At 49.9% G+C, this 16,490-nt stretch carries 15 protein-coding genes; 5 read left to right on the top strand and 10 right to left on the bottom strand.

Going from position 1 to position 16,490, the window contains the following annotated elements; translation table 11 throughout:
- Positions 1 to 87 precede the first annotated feature (87 nt).
- Together HOK28_04330 and HOK28_04325 are read left to right on the top strand one after the other, a co-directional pair.
- Positions 88 to 837: a hypothetical protein gene (locus HOK28_04330; protein ID MBT6432294.1), complete on the top strand. Its 750-nt coding sequence runs from the start codon at positions 88 to 90 to the stop codon at positions 835 to 837.
- 90 nt (positions 838 to 927) lie between these two features.
- Complete coding sequence (locus tag HOK28_04325) at positions 928 to 2,019, top strand: VWA domain-containing protein (GenBank protein ID MBT6432293.1); 1,092 nt, start codon at positions 928 to 930, stop codon at positions 2,017 to 2,019.
- A gap of 6 nt (positions 2,020 to 2,025) precedes the next feature.
- Here the strand turns inward: HOK28_04325 and HOK28_04320 are convergent, their stop codons facing one another.
- Both HOK28_04320 and HOK28_04315 read right to left on the bottom strand, forming a co-directional pair.
- On the bottom strand, positions 2,026 to 2,820 hold the full coding sequence (locus HOK28_04320) for a hypothetical protein (GenBank protein ID MBT6432292.1): 795 nt from the start codon (positions 2,818 to 2,820) through the stop codon (positions 2,026 to 2,028).
- A 57-nt stretch (positions 2,821 to 2,877) separates the two neighbouring features.
- Positions 2,878 to 3,357 carry an Lrp/AsnC family transcriptional regulator gene (locus HOK28_04315; protein ID MBT6432291.1) on the bottom strand — a complete coding sequence of 160 codons (480 nt, stop codon included), beginning with the start codon at positions 3,355 to 3,357 and terminating at the stop codon, positions 2,878 to 2,880.
- Positions 3,358 to 3,513: 156 nt separating this feature from the next.
- Here HOK28_04315 and ald point away from each other — a divergent pair, with 156 nt between their 5' ends.
- Together ald and HOK28_04305 are read left to right on the top strand one after the other, a co-directional pair.
- A complete protein-coding gene (gene ald, locus HOK28_04310; GenBank protein MBT6432290.1) occupies positions 3,514 to 4,626 on the top strand; it encodes an alanine dehydrogenase in 1,113 nt (370 codons plus the stop codon).
- 122 nt (positions 4,627 to 4,748) lie between these two features.
- Positions 4,749 to 5,444, top strand: coding sequence for a site-2 protease family protein (locus tag HOK28_04305; protein ID MBT6432289.1), 696 nt, complete (start codon positions 4,749 to 4,751; stop codon positions 5,442 to 5,444).
- An 11-nt stretch (positions 5,445 to 5,455) separates the two neighbouring features.
- Here the strand turns inward: HOK28_04305 and HOK28_04300 are convergent, their stop codons facing one another.
- On the bottom strand, positions 5,456 to 5,596 hold the full coding sequence (locus tag HOK28_04300; GenBank protein ID MBT6432288.1) for a hypothetical protein: 141 nt from the start codon (positions 5,594 to 5,596) through the stop codon (positions 5,456 to 5,458).
- Between the two features lie 254 nt (positions 5,597 to 5,850).
- On the opposite strand from HOK28_04300, the gene HOK28_04295 reads away from it, so the two are divergent.
- Complete coding sequence (locus HOK28_04295) at positions 5,851 to 7,188, top strand: hypothetical protein (protein ID MBT6432287.1); 1,338 nt, start codon at positions 5,851 to 5,853, stop codon at positions 7,186 to 7,188.
- A gap of 2 nt (positions 7,189 to 7,190) precedes the next feature.
- On the opposite strand, the gene HOK28_04290 is transcribed toward HOK28_04295, so the two are convergent.
- The 7 genes from HOK28_04290 to HOK28_04260 all read right to left on the bottom strand — a co-directional run.
- Complete coding sequence (locus tag HOK28_04290; GenBank protein ID MBT6432286.1) at positions 7,191 to 9,488, bottom strand: EAL domain-containing protein; 2,298 nt, start codon at positions 9,486 to 9,488, stop codon at positions 7,191 to 7,193.
- Positions 9,489 to 9,681: 193 nt separating this feature from the next.
- Complete coding sequence (locus HOK28_04285; protein ID MBT6432285.1) at positions 9,682 to 11,172, bottom strand: hypothetical protein; 1,491 nt, start codon at positions 11,170 to 11,172, stop codon at positions 9,682 to 9,684.
- An 11-nt stretch (positions 11,173 to 11,183) separates the two neighbouring features.
- The gene (locus HOK28_04280) at positions 11,184 to 11,948 is read right to left on the bottom strand and encodes an outer membrane lipoprotein-sorting protein (GenBank protein MBT6432284.1); all 765 of its coding nucleotides are present in this window, start codon (positions 11,946 to 11,948) and stop codon (positions 11,184 to 11,186) included.
- Positions 11,949 to 11,960: 12 nt separating this feature from the next.
- Positions 11,961 to 13,304: an ABC transporter permease gene (locus tag HOK28_04275; GenBank protein MBT6432283.1), complete on the bottom strand. Its 1,344-nt coding sequence runs from the start codon at positions 13,302 to 13,304 to the stop codon at positions 11,961 to 11,963.
- 3 nt (positions 13,305 to 13,307) lie between these two features.
- A complete protein-coding gene (locus HOK28_04270) occupies positions 13,308 to 15,371 on the bottom strand; it encodes an ABC transporter permease (protein ID MBT6432282.1) in 2,064 nt (687 codons plus the stop codon).
- A gap of 12 nt (positions 15,372 to 15,383) precedes the next feature.
- Positions 15,384 to 16,091 carry an ABC transporter ATP-binding protein gene (locus HOK28_04265; GenBank protein ID MBT6432281.1) on the bottom strand — a complete coding sequence of 236 codons (708 nt, stop codon included), beginning with the start codon at positions 16,089 to 16,091 and terminating at the stop codon, positions 15,384 to 15,386.
- Between the two features lie 84 nt (positions 16,092 to 16,175).
- On the bottom strand, positions 16,176 to 16,490 hold a 315-nt coding region (locus HOK28_04260), incomplete at its 5' end, for a phosphomethylpyrimidine synthase ThiC (protein ID MBT6432280.1).

Here is a 16,490-nt window from a genome sequence, read left to right as displayed (position 1 = left end):
TACCGCCTTAAGACTTGAAATAGCTTTTCTAGATCGCAAATCTAGCTTTTCCAAGCGTAGCCGTAGCGGTTGATGTATAGGAGGCTGATGGCAGTACTGTGGAAAGAGAAATCTGATGACGGCACCCTAGAAGTGCGCAGTGCCGGGGCCACCCGCAGGCTTTATTGCGGCGGAGTTCTGCATACCCAGTACAATCCAAAGCACATATTAACTGGAGACGTTTGGGATCCGATGGGCCTGGCACCTGCGGCTGCACCGGTAAACGGTATCAAACGTGCCCTTATCCTGGGACTGGGTGGGGGAGCCGTGGTGAATCAACTGCGGGAGTTTTATAATGTCCCCGAGATTAGAGCGGTGGAACTCGACGCCAAGAGGATCATGCTTGGGCGTAAATACTTCGGTTTGAATAGACCGGGCGTCCATCTAGAACACGCCGATGCTATTGAATTTGTAAACAAATACAAAGGTCCACCCTTTGATTTGGTCATTGACGATTTGTTTGGAGAAGCTGATGGCGATCCTGTGCGGGCCGCACCTCTCAACGCGCGTTGGCTTAAAAAACTCAATGCCATGACTTCGCCCCAAGGCGTCTTGGTAACCAATTGTGTGGATTGGGCTGAGCTTTTGCAGTCGCCTTTTATGCAGTCTCGTGCGTACCGGCGACGGTTTGCGGGGGCAGTTCACTGCATGCACGAGACATCCTGGAACCATATCGCTATTTTCTCACGGTCAGGCGTGGACAAAGAAACCTTTGAGAAGCGAATCCACGCTTTGCCGCAGTTGCGAACGGCAAAGATGCGCGAACGGCTTCGTTTTACCACCCGGGAGCTTTGGTAAGACCTATTTTGATCTGCGGGAAGGTTTACGCAGAGCGTTGCAATTTTTCTCTGAGCTGCGTATCCCGGGCCTATGAAGAAGCTCACAATCTTGACCGCCATTGTATTTTTAGCAGCCTGCTCCGAAACTCAGTCACCTACAGGTGACGGGGCAACCGATACCAACCCGGGTACCTCAACCGAGGGCAATACCGGTGATGATAGTTCTTCCACCGGAACAGAAACTGAGCCGGGTGATGAAACCCCAACTGAGCCTGAGACGACCGATCCGAGTTCTGTTGAGGAAGACGATTGCGACGACTCTTTTGTGATGGTGCTTAAGCCAGAGGCTGGGCAGGTTGCTAAGATGATGTTGGTCGTAGACCGTTCGGGAAGCATGAATGAAGAAACCCGTTGGGCAGATATGAGAGCTGGTCTCGCATCGGTAACCACTGCAATGGAAGATGTCGTTGATTTTGGCTTATTGCTATTTCCCAGCGCCGGCATCGATGCTTGTGGCTCAGGGCAGGTCATTGTGGAACCCACTTCTCAAAGCGCAGCTGATATTATTACGGGTATGGATAATTGGGATCCACTCGGAGGCACGCCCACATATGAGGCACTGGTTACGGCAGGTGAATGGCTGCAAACCAACAATGCCGGCGGTGTGAACTATATCCTTCTGGCGACCGATGGTGGTCCTGGTTGCAATATGGGAATGAACTGGCAAACCTGTGACTGTATCCCTGGTGCAACCTGCATGCTGAACGGAGCCAATTGCTTGGATGCCGTTCGGACCTCTAATCAGGTGCTGGTACTGCGTGAGCAAGGTATTAAAACGTTTGTTGTTGGTTTACCAGGTACAGAAGGTGTAACCGATTTATTGGACGCGATGGCTTTGGCCGGCGGTGCTGCGATGGATGGGCAACATATTTCCGTGGCGGATCAAGCAGAGCTTACTCAGGCTTTAAGTGAGCTTTCAGCAAGCGTGGTGCCGTGCACATTTGAATTGCCTTTTGATGCGAGCACTGCAGTGGGTCTTGGATTTACGGTTGATAACGAGCCAGTCCCTTTTGATGAGACTGAGACCGATGGTTGGAACCTAAGCGGTGAGCAGTCGGTGACTCTATTTGGCTCTTGGTGCTCACGGATGCGTGATGGACTGCCCCACCGTTTCGAGGCAACTGGAAATTGTCAGGAGTAACGACTCCTATTCTTCGTCTTTAGGTCTATCGTAGCGGCTTAAGTCGGGCAGGGTGGGTACATTTAAAGAGGTGCCCGCTTGAGTTTGTTCAGGAAGCTGCGGCCTTACTTCCTCTAATCCGAATATGCGACGGTACAAGATGCCGATGGTGCAAAAGTACCATGGTAACGTCCAGATCAGTCCTATGACGGTCATAAGGCTTAAAGCGGCTAGGGACGTGAGCACCACGAGCAGGTAAGCGAAACTAAACCACCGTGACGTGAGTGCTTTACGAGAAGCCTCAAGAGATTCCCAGATACCCAGATTTTTTTCGATGAAGATTGGTAAGGCAAGCTGGTAAGCCACGCTCAAATAGATGCCAGGTACAATAAGTGCGAAAAAACCTGCATAAGTAAAAAACATGTGAACGAAGTACCAAGCCAATAGCTTGGGTGCGTGTTCAAAATACCCCAATACTTCTGTTGCCTTAGTATCTACACCGCAGGCCATCCGGATGGTCATGATGTATAAGCCAACAGTGAGAGGCATAAGCGTTACTCCAACCGCTGCCTGAAAAAAGAGGCTTACTTTCCAATCTTCGTCGCCAGTAGGTGAAGTGGGATCAATGCCAAGAATAGTGCTCAGGGAGTAGATAACGGCAAGCATCACCAGCATGATCAGTCCCATCGACTGCCAAATTTTGAGCTTATTTCCTTTTTGTAGAGCCCATCCCTCTTCTAGCAGTTCAATCAATTCAAAGTTATATTCACCGCGTATTCCTGAATCGAGACTGCCAAAGGCATTGTGGGTATTGTCAGACATCAGCTCTGATCCTTTGTCATAGAAACCTGTAGATAGGCTAGGGGGCCTATTTCATACTTAATGAGATGCATCCATCGGGATTTGTGTTTTCTTGGTCACCGTTCGAAGTGCAAAGCTTGATTGTACCCTTACCACGCCGGGTAAGCGGGTGAGGTACTTGGTGTGGAGTCGTTCATAATCTGAAGTGTCTCGCACCACGACCCGGACCAAGTAGTCTGAGGTTCCGGTCATGAGATAACACTCCATCACTTCCGGAATCGCACGAATCGCGTTCTCAAAGTGCTGGAAGTCTTCCTGCTGTTGTCTATCGAGCGTGATTTGAATGAAAACGTTATCCGGTTTGCCACTCGCTGCCTGATTGACGAGCATCACGTACCGGTCGATGACGCCGCTTCTTTCCAGCATTTTCACGCGTCTTAGACAGGCCGATTCGGAGAGGTTCACCATCTGGGCCAACTGAACATTGCTAAGCCGACCATCCTTTTGGAGGGCTGTGATTATCGAATGGTCAATCTCGTCCGGGGTAAAAATTGGCATAATCTGCCTCTTTTTGGTTAATTGTTCGAATTTTCTATCATTATGATGACATTTTAGAGTGAACTTTGCAAGGACACGTCAGCCTGTTGAGGGGTAATATGGGATATCAAAAATCGAGAGCCCGACACCCCCCGGCGGGCGTAAAAGGAGAGAGCTATGAAGATTGGTGTTCCAAAGGAAATTAAGATTCACGAATATCGCGTAGGCCTCACACCAGCGAGCGTTCGCGAGCTGGTTGGACGTGGTCATGAGGTTGTTGTTCAGCGCCGCGCCGGCGAAGGCATTGGCTGCAGTGATGATGATTATACCGCTGCAGGCGCAAGCCTCGTCGAGACGGCTGAAGAAGTATTTGAGGCAGCTGAGATGATTGTGAAGGTTAAAGAGCCGCAGCTTAACGAATGCGCGATGCTCAAAAAGGGCCAAGTTCTTTTTACCTACCTCCATCTTGCGGCGGACCGTGCTCAAGCAGAAGCTTTGATGCAGTCAGGCGCTACATCGATTGCTTATGAAACTGTGACTGCAGATGACGGATCCCTTCCATTGCTTACGCCGATGAGTGAAGTAGCGGGCCGTATGTCTATTCAAGTTGGTGCAAACTGCCTGCAAAAAGCAGCTGGTGGCGCCGGTGTTCTTCTTGGCGGCGTTCCCGGAGTTGAGCCTGCGAAAGTTGTCATTATCGGCGGCGGCGTATCAGGTACCAATGCTGCTGAAATGGCTGTTGGCCTCAAAGCAGATGTTGTTGTTTTAGACCGCAGCGTGAAGCGTCTTCGTGAACTTCAGTTTGCTTTCGGTAATAAGCTTAAAGCTATCTACTCCACAGCTGAGTCACTTGAGCGCCATGTTCTTGAAGCAGATCTCGTTGTTGGTGCGGTACTCGTTGCCGGTGCTGCAGCGCCGAAGCTAGTAAGCAAAGAAATGGTGAAGAAAATGCGACCCGGTTCCGTGATGGTTGATATCTCCATCGATCAGGGTGGTTGCTTTGAGACAAGTCGTCCAACAACGCATGCTGAGCCTACTTATGAGGTTGATGGCGTAGTCCACTACTGTGTAACCAACATGCCTGGTGCTGTTGCCCGAACCTCTGCATTCGCGTTGAACAATGCCACGCTCCCCTTTGTGAAGGCACTTGCCGACAAAGGTGCTGAGCAGGCTATGAAGGATGACGAGCATCTCGCACGCGGACTTAACGTACACAACGGTGCCATTACACATGACGCCGTTGCCAAGGCACTTGGCTTTGGTGTTGTTCAGCAAATCAGCGCTTCTTAATCTATGATTTTGGGGCAGGTTCTCTGCCCCAAATTTTACCCACCTTTGCATTCTTTGTTTTTATACCTCTAGCTGGTATCGCTTGTTGTATCGGATTCAGAAGCCGATAGGAGCGCATATTTATGGATGACTTGAGCCTGGGTATGATTTGGTACCCTGTATTTCTTTTATCAACGACCTTACATGAGGCGGCCCATGCTTATGCCGCAATGCTTGGCGGTGACCTTACGGGTTATCATGAAGGCCAAGTTACCCTAGATCCCAGACCTCATATTAAGCGCGAGCCATTCGGGATGGTCCTGGTACCTCTCTTCACCTTCGTTACAGGTGGATGGATGCTTGGCTGGGCAAGTGTTCCCTTTGATACTCGTTGGGCTGACCGATTTCCCCACCGCGCAGGTTGGATGAGTCTGGCCGGTCCGGCTGCCAATCTTTTTTTAGTGTTGGTAGCGGGCATTGGAATTCACTTAGGGATTACATTTGATTTATTCATGCGGCCCGAGAGTATTGATTTTTCTACGGTGACTTCGGCTGTTCGTGGAGAGTATGGATTCTTGGCTTACGGGTTGAGTATTTTATTCAGTCTCAATCTGATTCTCTTCGTCTTTAATCTTCTGCCGTTCCCGCCACTTGATGGAAGCGGTGTCATTTTACTCTTTATGAAGGAAGAAACGGCCCGCAAGGTACAGCAGATGATGCATCAACCGATGTTGGCGCTGGGTGGCTTTCTCATTGCTTGGCACTTCTTCGGAGAAATATACGGCCCGTTTTGGACCACGGCGCTGAATGTTCTCTACCCTGGGTCAGGGTACCACTGAGAATGCTGCATTTAATGCTCTCGGCACTGGCTCTCGAGTGCCTGAGTGACCACGTCGCTTAGTGATGGCTCACCGTAATCGAATAGCTTCTCGAGAAGATTGTCTAATAAATTCAGTAATCTTCCCTGAAGTATCAATACCCATTGATTCATTGGATTCCCCGTCCCCTGAGATATGACAGTCCATACCCAGGTAGGGCGTATTTCGGCAAGATAGAATTTTACAGAGCCTGTAGCCAAGCACGCGCCCTTGATCTCGAAACAAATAACTCCAGTAACCACCATTTTATCGGCGGATAATGAGACTGGACCGACTGACTGTCCGCGACAATAATTCTAGGGGCTTGTCATCGGCGTGTTGCGTAGGCAAAGAGAACTTAGCGATAAGCGGGAAAAAGGGGAGACTGATGCAAAGTACTAATATGAGCGCCTGGATTGTTATGGGTTTAATGGTCTTGAGTGCCGGTTGCTCGAATTCAGGGGCGGTTCCTGGAACCGAAGCCGATTGCGGCAGTGCCAGTGACTGCGCTGAAGGAATGCTTTGCGCGGACGGTTTGTGTGTTGAGGTCGCGGACCCGTCGCAAGCAAGTGATGCTGCCGATGCTACTGTACCCAATGAAGCCGATGCCGCGGATGCCACTGACGCCGCAGACGCAAGTGACGCATCAGATGCCAGCGACCCAACAGAGGACGAACCTGAACCTGAACCGAACGACCCAGTGGTGGTTTTCACGATGCCCGCAAACCAAACGAGCTATGAGCAGTTTGAGACTGTGCTTTTTACGGCTACGGTCAGTGGTGTGACCGACGACGACGGTCCTTTTGCTATTGTTTGGCAGAGCAACGTAGATGGCAGCCTTCAAGAAGAAACGGTGACTGAACTTAGCGAACTAAGTTTCGAAACGGCTGCTTTGTCCCCGGGTAACCATACGATTTCGTTAATTGTGGGGTCTGCGGCCGGCGGTGTGGGGAGTTCGACTCTTAATGTGGGAATTTGTGGCTGGATCCTTGTGGACGATTTTGAAAGTGAAATAGACCCGGCTGTTTGGCATGTGCACCGTGATGCATACCGGGATTCTCGTGGCTGGCTTGAAATGACCGACAACGCAATGGGAAAGAAGGGCGCCATCTTTAATATTGGGCAGGCCCTTCAGCCGGGCAACGTCACCATGCGTTTCAAAATTTCAACAGGTCAATGCAGTGTTCCGGATACCAGTTGTTCCAGCGGTAGCTGTGCAGCTGACGGTTTTGCGATGAGCGTTTATAAGACCAACAGTGTCGAAGAACTCGAAGTCCTCTTAGAGAGCACGCAAACAGGCGGAGGCCTTGGGTATTCTTATGTGGGCGGAGCATGCAGCGTGACAACGGATTGTCCTGCCGGCACCGTTTGTACCGAGGGAACCTGTAAAACAGAGTCGTTTCATATTGAGTTTGACACTTGGTACAATGGTTTTGATCCGACTACGGTTAACCACGTAGGCATCATGCTCAATGGCGACAACGCGACCCATCATATCTATGAAACGATGCCGACCTTGGAAGACAATATGTGGCATGAAGTTGTTGTGAGTATTCAGGCGAATAACGTCGAGGTGATGATGGACGGCTCACCACTTATTTCTGGTGAGGTTCCAGACCTAAATTTTAAGGGCGGATTTATCGGCTTCTCTGGTACTACAGGGTCATGCACCAATTACCACCGGTTTGATGATCTCTACTTGCAGCCAACGTGTGTCTTTGAGTGATTCTAGCCAGCCGGTTGAAGCTGGTGAATGGTTGGGTGGTCGGGCAAGATGGCTGGGTCGGTAGGCCTGGCCAGTAAAAAACCTTGTCCATAATCGCACCCTAAAGCTTTGATGGTGGTAAGCTGAGCCAGTGTTTCCACACCTTCAGCAATCACCTTCAGATCCAATGAGCGAGCCACGCGAATAATGGCATTCACAACTTCCGTGCTGTCGTCATCCTCGCCCAGCCGTGCAATGAATGAACGGTCCACTTTCACGCTATCAAGCGGGAAGTCATGCAGCGCACTCAGTGAAGAATAGCCGGTACCAAAATCATCCAAGTGTATCTTAACGCCTATCTCTCGTAGCTCATTGAACTGTTCGTGAATCCATTTGGGGTCATCGATCAATACGGATTCGGTGATTTCAATGCATAGGTCTGAGCCCAAAAGAGAATTGTTCTTTAGGCATGAGCGAACGAAGGCAACAAAGCCTGGTTGAAGAAGTTGTTTAGGCGAAACATTAACAGCCATCCGCACTTTGCCGAGCTGCTTATTCTTCTGACGAATTCGTGAGAGTTGTTCACATGCTTCTTGGAGTACCCAGGCACCGATGTCTTGAATGAGTCCGGTTTCTTCCGCCAAGGGAATAAACTCCGCGGGTGGTACAAACTTCCCTTTGGAATCTTTCCAGCGAATGAGTGCTTCAAAGCTATGAAGCATTTCAGTATGAACATTGTAAATTGGCTGTAGAGCCAAATCGAATTGTCCTTTTTTCACAGCCGTTCGTAAGTTGGTATCCAATTGCATCTTCGCCTTTGCTGCTCTGTGCATAGCGCGGTCAAAGACGGCAAAGGTTCCTCGAGAGTCGCTCTTGGCCTTGTAGAGTGCAATATCCGCATCGCGCATCAAGCTACCTGCCACATGCTTGGTTTTACTGCTCATGGCGATGCCAATACTCAGAGAGGTGTAAATCATCTGGTCTCCCAGATGGATAGGCTCACTGAAAGCAGCACGGATATTTTCAGCCATACGCGTAGCTTCTTTTTTATTGGCAACGGGAGTAAGGAGAATTCCAAATTCATCTCCACTTAACCGGGCCAGAATATCAGTACCCCGCAAACACTGGTGGAGTCGAACCGATATGACTTTAAGAAGCTCGTCTCCTGCGTGATGACCGAAGCTATCATTCACCATTTTGAACCGGTCCACATCCAGGAAGAATACTGCTGATCCTCCTGTTGTGCTTTCCTGCATGAGCGTTTCATTTAATCGTTTCAGAAAAAGCCGGCGATTGGGTAATCCGGTTAAGGCATCGTGAGTGGCTTCATGTACTAGAACGGCTTCTGAGGCTTTACGTGCCGAGATATCGGATATGGATCCCGCCATCCGTTTGGCATTGCCGCGGCGAGAAAATTCGATAACGCCGCGACATAAGACCCATCGATATTGGTTCTTAGAATACTCAACTCTGCACTCTGCTTCGAAATGCTGCGTCTGGCCTTCTAGGTGGGCCATCAAGGCTTCGCGAACGCCTTGGACATCTTCGGGATGAACGCGGTTTGAAAGCGCGAGCATATTTATTTCGGGTCCGGTTTCCGATTCGGAATCGATAATGCCAAGCACCTCTTGGGCCCGTGAAGAAAGGTAAAGTTCTTGCGACTTGATATGTAAATCCCAAATGCCGTCATTGACTCCGGAGGCGGCAAGTTGGTAGCGGTCCCGGCTGCGGCGAAGCTGCCGTTCCGTTTCGCGGAGGTCGTGGTGCTCCATCAAGAGGTTGATCATATCCGCAAGCGAGCTGGCAAAGCTTTCTTCATTGAGCTCCCAGCTTCGCTCGCTGCCCGGATGCTCGAGACGTACAACACCTACGGGTCGGCCTCGTCTCCAAATGGGAGCGTGGATAACTGCGCCAATATTACTTGGCTGTAAGTAGTTGCTAATAAAGCCAGGCAGATTGCTATGAGCGTCGGTGTTGTGAATGACCAGAACACGGCTGGTCTCTAGCGTTACAAAATAGTTTGGGAAGTCTTCACGTACCCAATTGGGCTCTTGACTGTGAGCGTTTTCGGGACTGCTGTAGTGATCCATGCAAACGAGTTCTGAATGTTCCTCGTTAAAAAACCAAACACTCGCTCGCTCACACTTGAGGACATGAGATGCTGTTCTTGTCACCGAGCGGTACATGTCGATGAGGCTCATCTCACTGTTTGCCGGTAGCTGCGCAAGGTGCAAGAGCGCGCTTTGCTGACGTTGGTGCGTCGCTTCGAGTTCAACTCGAAGTTGGCGTTTCAACACTTGTGTACGACTGTCATCCGTCATTCGAACAGCTCCAAACGGAAAGGACCCCTAAAACCAGTGAGTCAGTCCCCCCATAGGCCAAACTCACAGACTACAGGAACATACACGAACCCAGGTCTACAACTGTTTTTTTCAATTTTGCGGGAAGCGAGGATCAGAAAGGGCTCTAGATGTGATGTAGGTCACATAGTTAGAGCAATATTGAGCCAATAGGTTAGAAAGACACACGTAAACTGGCACCTATATCAACCAGTTGGGCAGCCAAAGCTACTCCCTCTGCATCATTGGACACTGGTATATCCATTCGAAACTCTCCGGTCTTACCGGTGTGAACGGTGATGTAGGCACCTAAATCAAGCTGAGTAAGTACCCGGATTCGATAGTCGCCGCGCACAATCAATGACTTGTCGCTCAGATTACAAAGGCCGCTAAATACCAATGTTGTGTTGTTCCAGCTGCCCGGAGCCATGAGGATGGCGGAGAGAGCTAGGTAATGGCGGCCGAGATACAGAGGCTTGAAAGAGGAAGCCGTATCAAAGTTGGAGAGTCTACCATCGCCGTAATTGATGCTATTGAGAGAGGCTTGGATGTCGGGGGAGGCGACGGCAATCAACCAAGGGTAAATCGATGAGTCGTCGTATCCTGCATCGTTGAAGAAGTATTCGAGTCCCAATATAAGACTGTCCTCGTCGGAGTATTTTATAGCAAGCTCGGCTCCGAAGACCGCTTGCACAATCCAGTCATTTTTACGTCCAACGAGCGTTGGGAATTCTCCGATGTCGTATTCTGCATTCAACATAGATTCTGCGAAGTCATCGCTCAGTGTACCTTCAAAAAACGCAGTCTGAACTTTGTTGCTTACTGCGACTTCGCCGCGAACATCGAGATCGAAAAACGCTGTAGAGAAATCCAGACCAAATTGTTTCAAGCCGGCATTTCTAGCGGCTGCACTCAGAGATATTTCGGTGGTGTCGAATAGGAACTCAGCTCGAAGTGCGCCCGCAATATCTCGCGGCGTGGCGAGTTCCTGGAGGTTGATGGCTCCGTAAAGATTCCAACCCAATTCTTCGAATGGCATGTGAAGCTTGAGAAGGGAGACTCCCTGGCGGGTATCGAATACTGCCAGCGGGTCGCGAACTTGAGCCTGGAGAAAGTCGGTAGGGTTCCAGAATCGTCCCGTTCCCCAACGAACAGGTTGCTTACCAACGGTCACGTAAACCGTGCGAGCAATATCAAACTTTAGCCAAAGCTGGTCGAGCGATGCTTGAGTGTTTGAAGCGGGTTGTGAATCAGCGAAGTCAAAGTCAAACGAATCGAAAGCCGAACTCCCTGCTGTTAGTTGTTGTACGATACGGCCTCGCGCATAGGCACGAATTCGTTCGGTCGGTCGGCTATCCATATAGAGGTCAAAGAGCGCGGGGCTTTGTAGGGCATAGTCTGCAGGCTCACCCTCCTCGTAGGTTGAATAATTGAGTTGTAGATAAAGAAAACCACCTATCTGAGTGAGGTCATCTTTTTCTTCGAGTTTATTGTCGAGTCTGGCTTCAGCATCCGAATCGGAGTCTTCTCCGCCCCCGAACATATCGTCTTCACGGCTTTCCTCATCGAAGACATCGTCATCCCGGCTTGGTTCGTCGGCGTAGGCAGTTGAAAAGGTGGTGGCTACCAGCCCTGCAGTGAGTAAAAAGAAACGGACACGCAACATGAGATGGTTTCCTAGCGGCTCTTTGATTCAAGCCAAGCTTTGGTGAAGATATTGGCGTCGAGCGCTCGTAAGTCAACTTTACGCATGACCACTAAAGTACTCTTTCCTTTTTCTATCTCATCAAAAATCCGAATCTCTTTAGGGAAATAAATATCTTCACCTTTGCTCTGGCTGTAGAGCTTGTTCCATTTTGGATAGTAAGATGTTCGCATCAAGCGTCCGGATAAAGCTCTTTCTTGCTGCTTCAAGATATTGGAAGTCTTCACATCCACCCAAAGTTCCATAACGGGGTAGGCCACGTCGGCATCTTTTTTGGCTTCGAGCTTGAGGTGGTGAACTTTAAATTTCCCCAGCTTTTCTTCACCAACATATTTCGGGTTGAATTCTAGGGCCAACCTGGATTCATCAAAATCAGAACGTTGTGAGTTGGTCCCACCGATACGCTCGCGCTCAGTGCGCCGCTCCCATTTGCCAACGGTCGGGTCATACATAAAGAGGTTTTTATCGATTCGTAGATATCCTTTACCAGCTTCTGCTTTGGGGCGAGTGAACATAATCATGAGCTTGTCCTGTTCATCACGCCGGTAAATCACGGCTTCGTAAACGAGGTCAGTTTTACCTTTTTCTTTTTGCTCGATAAACGCGAGGGACTTGTAGTCCCCTGAGTTCTTTTGGCGGTTGTCGAGTTGAACGAGGAGTTTTGTCATCTCGGCATCGGACATCGCAAAAGCGGGTCCAGCCGTGAATAAGAGAGATACTAAAACGAGATAACGCATAGAATGGATTCCTCAGCTGGTGTGTTGAATGGCGGTAACGGGTTGCATCCGGGCTGCTCGAGTCGCAGGGAAGAGCGCCGCGAGCATCGTGATGATTGTAAAGGTTAAGACGGCAGATGTGATCTGAGATGACTCCACAACAAGGTGGAGGGTATCACTCATCAAAACACTTCGCATCGCTCCTTCAGGAATAGGCACTCCCACCGTGTCTAAGGTGTTTGCAATTCCTGCCCCGAGAAGGCTACCGGCAGTGCTTGCGAAGAGCCCCAGTAGGAATGCCTCCGTCATAACCATAATCAGTACACGTCGTCGACGCATACCAATGGCTCTGAGACTGCCGATTTCTCGTGTGCGCTCTCTAACGGAAATAAACATTGTATTGATAATGCCGACAATGATGATGACCAGCAGGATGCCGATAAGCGTAATGGATATCGAGTCAATCGCGGTAACGGCCCAGGTCATAAAAGTGATCTCGTCACGCCAAGTCGTTAAATCTAGGCGCTGGCCGGTCCAGTCTTCACCACTTACAATTTCGAACTTTTGCCAAAATGGCGCAGGCATATATTCCATAAGGTCAAACCCGGCTTCAAGAAGCTTGTCGGATAACTCTACACGGATGTCGTCGGCGTCCCGTGGCTCGTTGAGGTAAACCTGAACTGCACCCGTGGTATTATCGTTGTAACCGTAGAGATCTTTGAGAACCTGCTTGGGCACAAAGATGTTCCACATCGATAAAATACCCACATCTTTTGCTATGGCGGCGACAGTTACGTCTCGGGTGTTCACTTTACCTTGGAGTGTTTCGGTGGTGATGGTTAGAGAGTCGCCAACGTCCACTTCTAATTTCTTGGCTTGACCGGCGAAAATCATAATCGTGTCGTCATCGCTCAGTCCATCCACACTGCCCAGTATCTTAACTTGTCCTTCGGGCTTGTAGTCGCTTTGAGGGGCGAGTTGGAGCTTGTCGCGCAGGAGGGGCTCTTCTGCGATGGTAATCGACCCCATTGCAGCTTGAATGGTTGTGGTGTCGCTTACTATTTTCCCCCAGCCTCGGCCACGGTCTAAAACATAGCCGCGGTCACCGATGATTTCTGTGACGGCAGCACGTAGCTCATCACGTACAGTGACAACGGGGTAGGCATCTTGAGGCTTTGCTTTATAAAAGCCAGCAACGTTGATGTGTCCGGCCACAAGCATGGTCGCCGAGCGCAGCATGGTATCACTTACGCCTCGAGAGAGAGCTAAGTTTGTGACCAGAAGCAATGAGACAGCCGCGAGGGCAAACGATAAGAGTAGGGTGCGCCTGCGGGCTTGAACCAGGTTTCGCCAAGCGATGATAAAGTACATTGTCATGGGCTACTCCTTGGCCTGCATTGCGGTAACAGGTTCAATTCTGGTTGCAATTCGTGCCGGGTAAAGTGTGGAGATTAAGCTTACTGAGAGAACAACTGCCAATCCGATGAGGATATGCTCTAACCCAATGGTCGGGAAAAGTTTGGGTCCTGAGAAGAGGAAAATCAACTGCCGACTTGGGGCAGGGATTCCTACTTGTCCTAACCATTGGATTGTTAGGAAACCAAAGCCAGAACCAACCAGGCCTGAGAAGATACCTAAAATCATAATCTCAAGGAGAAAAAGCTTCATGATGAAGTTTTGCTGAGCGCCAATGGCACGCATGGTACCGATTTCAGTTACACGTTCGAGGGTCGCCATGACCATGGAGTTGTTGATGATAACAAGCGCCACCAGAAAGATGATGAAGATGGCGATGTACAAAACAACTCGCAGGACAACGATGAACTGGCCAATAAGTCCTGAGGCCTCTTCCCATCCAACAACCTGAAGGCCCAGCTTATTTTCTTGAATGGCTTTTTCAATATCGGTTTTAGCTTGAAGTTGGTCGATACCGGGCTCGAGAATAATAGCGGCATGAATTGCCAAGCCATTGTCTATATCTTCAGCATCAAAAGTCGTGTCGAGCAAAGTGTGTGAGAACTGCTCACCTTCGTTGCTGTCTAGAGCGTTAAAGGTATCGTCCTCTATATCGTCTTCGAGTGAATCGCTTCCGCCGAAAAGAGCATCTTCTGCATTTTCTCGGTCGACGTCCTGAGTGTTCACTTCGTCTCGGATGCTGTTGAGCTCGGCTTTCATTTCCTCACTCATCAGGCCGTAAAGCTCGCGAAAGCTTATGAGGTCGATGAGGTTGGCAGCGCCGGCTAAGTCAGTCTTCTCAAGTCCCTTAAAGTTGTAAACTCCCCAGAGCTTTACGTTGATGGACTTATAATAACCAGACTTGGTTACGGCTCTGAGTGTAATGGTGTCGCCAACGTTGAACCAATGCAGCTTAATCATCGGGACAATGGTCTCGTAGAAGAAATCGTAGCGCTTATCAAAGTTTGAGTCGTCGACTTTGAGAAAGGCTTGGACGCGTTCGTCGAGTGTACCTTCAACGGAAGGTAGCAATGATTTAAGTTTGTCGTTGAGCATGCGCGAATCGGCGGTGCTTAGTTCGTAGGTAATGCCCCGGTATTGGCGGGGTAGACGTTTGGCTTCCGACTTGAGGCTCGCGTCGTTTTCGATTGTTTTGTCAAACGTGTCGCGTTGGTCCTTAATTTTGTCGAATGCTTTTGCGACTTTGTTTTTGACCCGCTGGTCGTAAACCCGCTGAGCAATGAGGTAGCCTCGTTCACCTTCAGGGACCATGGTGCCCTGAGTAATCTGAAAACTATCAAAGTTTTGAGAAAAGCGGGTGATATCCGTCCCAAGGTTTCGAAAATAACCAATTTTACCCTCATCACCCAATGGAGCAATATTGGTATCAAGATGGTAGAATACTTCATCAGGCTTGGTGTCGAGACCGTCCCAGAACCCAGCAACCTTGATCGTCTCAATTTGCTCAAGCATTTTGTCGAGTCGTTCAACGTCTCCGGCGACATCCCGGCCACGGGTAATTTCGGCTTCTCGATCTGCGATGATGCTCTTGATTTTTGCGATAAGCTCTTGGCGCATTTCCTGTTGCCCGTTATCGACAACATCTCTTAGCTCGTTGATGCAGGAATCGAGTTCATTACCGTCGTTGCTGACGATAACACTGCTAGAACCCATGGGTACCATTGCTTTCACGCCAGGGACTGCTTCGATGACTTCTCGTGCATCTCCAAATCGCAGCATTTCACCGTAATCAGGCGTACCCATGAAGCCGTCTCCGTAGAGAGAGAGTTCATCTTTTGCATCTTGTGAATAAACCTGAAGGTTGCCGCCGAGGCTCGACGTGATGGTGCGCTCCATGGATTGATTCACACTGTCGGTGAGGGCCAGGCCCAAGACGAGCAGGAAGGTACCAAAGGTGATGATGGTGCCGACGATGATGCTCGAGAATTTATGTGCAATTAGATTTCTAACTGCGATTTGAATCGACATGGTATCCACGGCTTAGACCGCCTTTTCTAAATCAGCTTCGCCGTGGTCTAAGATGACTCCATCTTCGAGCTTCACAATGCGGCGTGCGTGCTTCATGACGCGATGGTCGTGGGTTGAGAAGATGAAAGTGGTGTTGTCTTCTTCGTTCATATGTCTCATGAGGTCGATGATATTTTGCCCCGTGACTGAATCCAGGTTTGCGGTTGGCTCATCTGCCATCACGATTTGGGGCCGAGTCACAAGTGCCCGGGCGATGGCTACACGCTGACGCTGACCGCCGGAGAGCTCGTTGGGGCGCTGCTTCATTTGCGGGGTGAGGCCAACCTTTTCAACAATTTCTTCGACACGCTTACGACGCTCAGCTTTCGTCAGATCCCCTTGGAGAAGAAGTGGAAATTCAACGTTCTGAAATAGATTCAAGACCTGCACGAGGTTGAAAGTCTGGAAGATAAACCCAAGGTTGCGTAATCGCAGCTCTGTTCTGGCTTTATCATCTAGGGTTTCAATGGGTTGGCCGGCGACGAGAACTGTGCCGGTCGTCGGGACGTCAACACAGCCGATGAGGTTCAAGAGTGTCGTTTTACCACTGCCTGAGGGCCCGGCAATGGCCGTAAATTCACCTTGGGCGATGCGTAAATCTATGCCGCGCAGGGCCTGGACCACTGTTTTACCCAGTGGGTAGTCTTTGGTGACGCCTCGAATATCTACAATTGCACTCATTGATTAGCCCTATCTGTGACCCTGAGGGTTAAGTTCCCCCAGGGCAGTCGGTGGCCTATACAATGGACGCAGTTGACCCTGGTTTCAAGGGGAGACGGGTGCCTTCTGCTCAGGCTCGGGAGATACATAGATCTTAGACCCACCTTCCCGGAATTCTTGGCTTTTATCACGCATGCCTTCTTCAATAGCTTGTGCGTTGGTGAGGCCTTTTTCTTCTGCATATTTACGAACATCTGCGGAGATTTTCATCGAGCAGAATTTGGGTCCGCACATGGAGCAGAAGTGAGCGACTTTTGCGCTGTCTTTGGGCAAGGTTTCGTCGTGGTAAGACCGAGCCGTATCTGGATCGAGCCCGAGGTTGAACTGGTCTTCCCAGCGAAATTCAAAGCGGGCCCGGCT

The sequence above is a fragment of the Deltaproteobacteria bacterium genome (assembly GCA_018668695.1).
Classification (GTDB): domain Bacteria; phylum Myxococcota; class XYA12-FULL-58-9; order XYA12-FULL-58-9; family JABJBS01; genus JABJBS01.
Note: the sequence above shows the minus strand (reverse complement) of the source record. Positions and strands in the feature narration are given on the sequence as shown.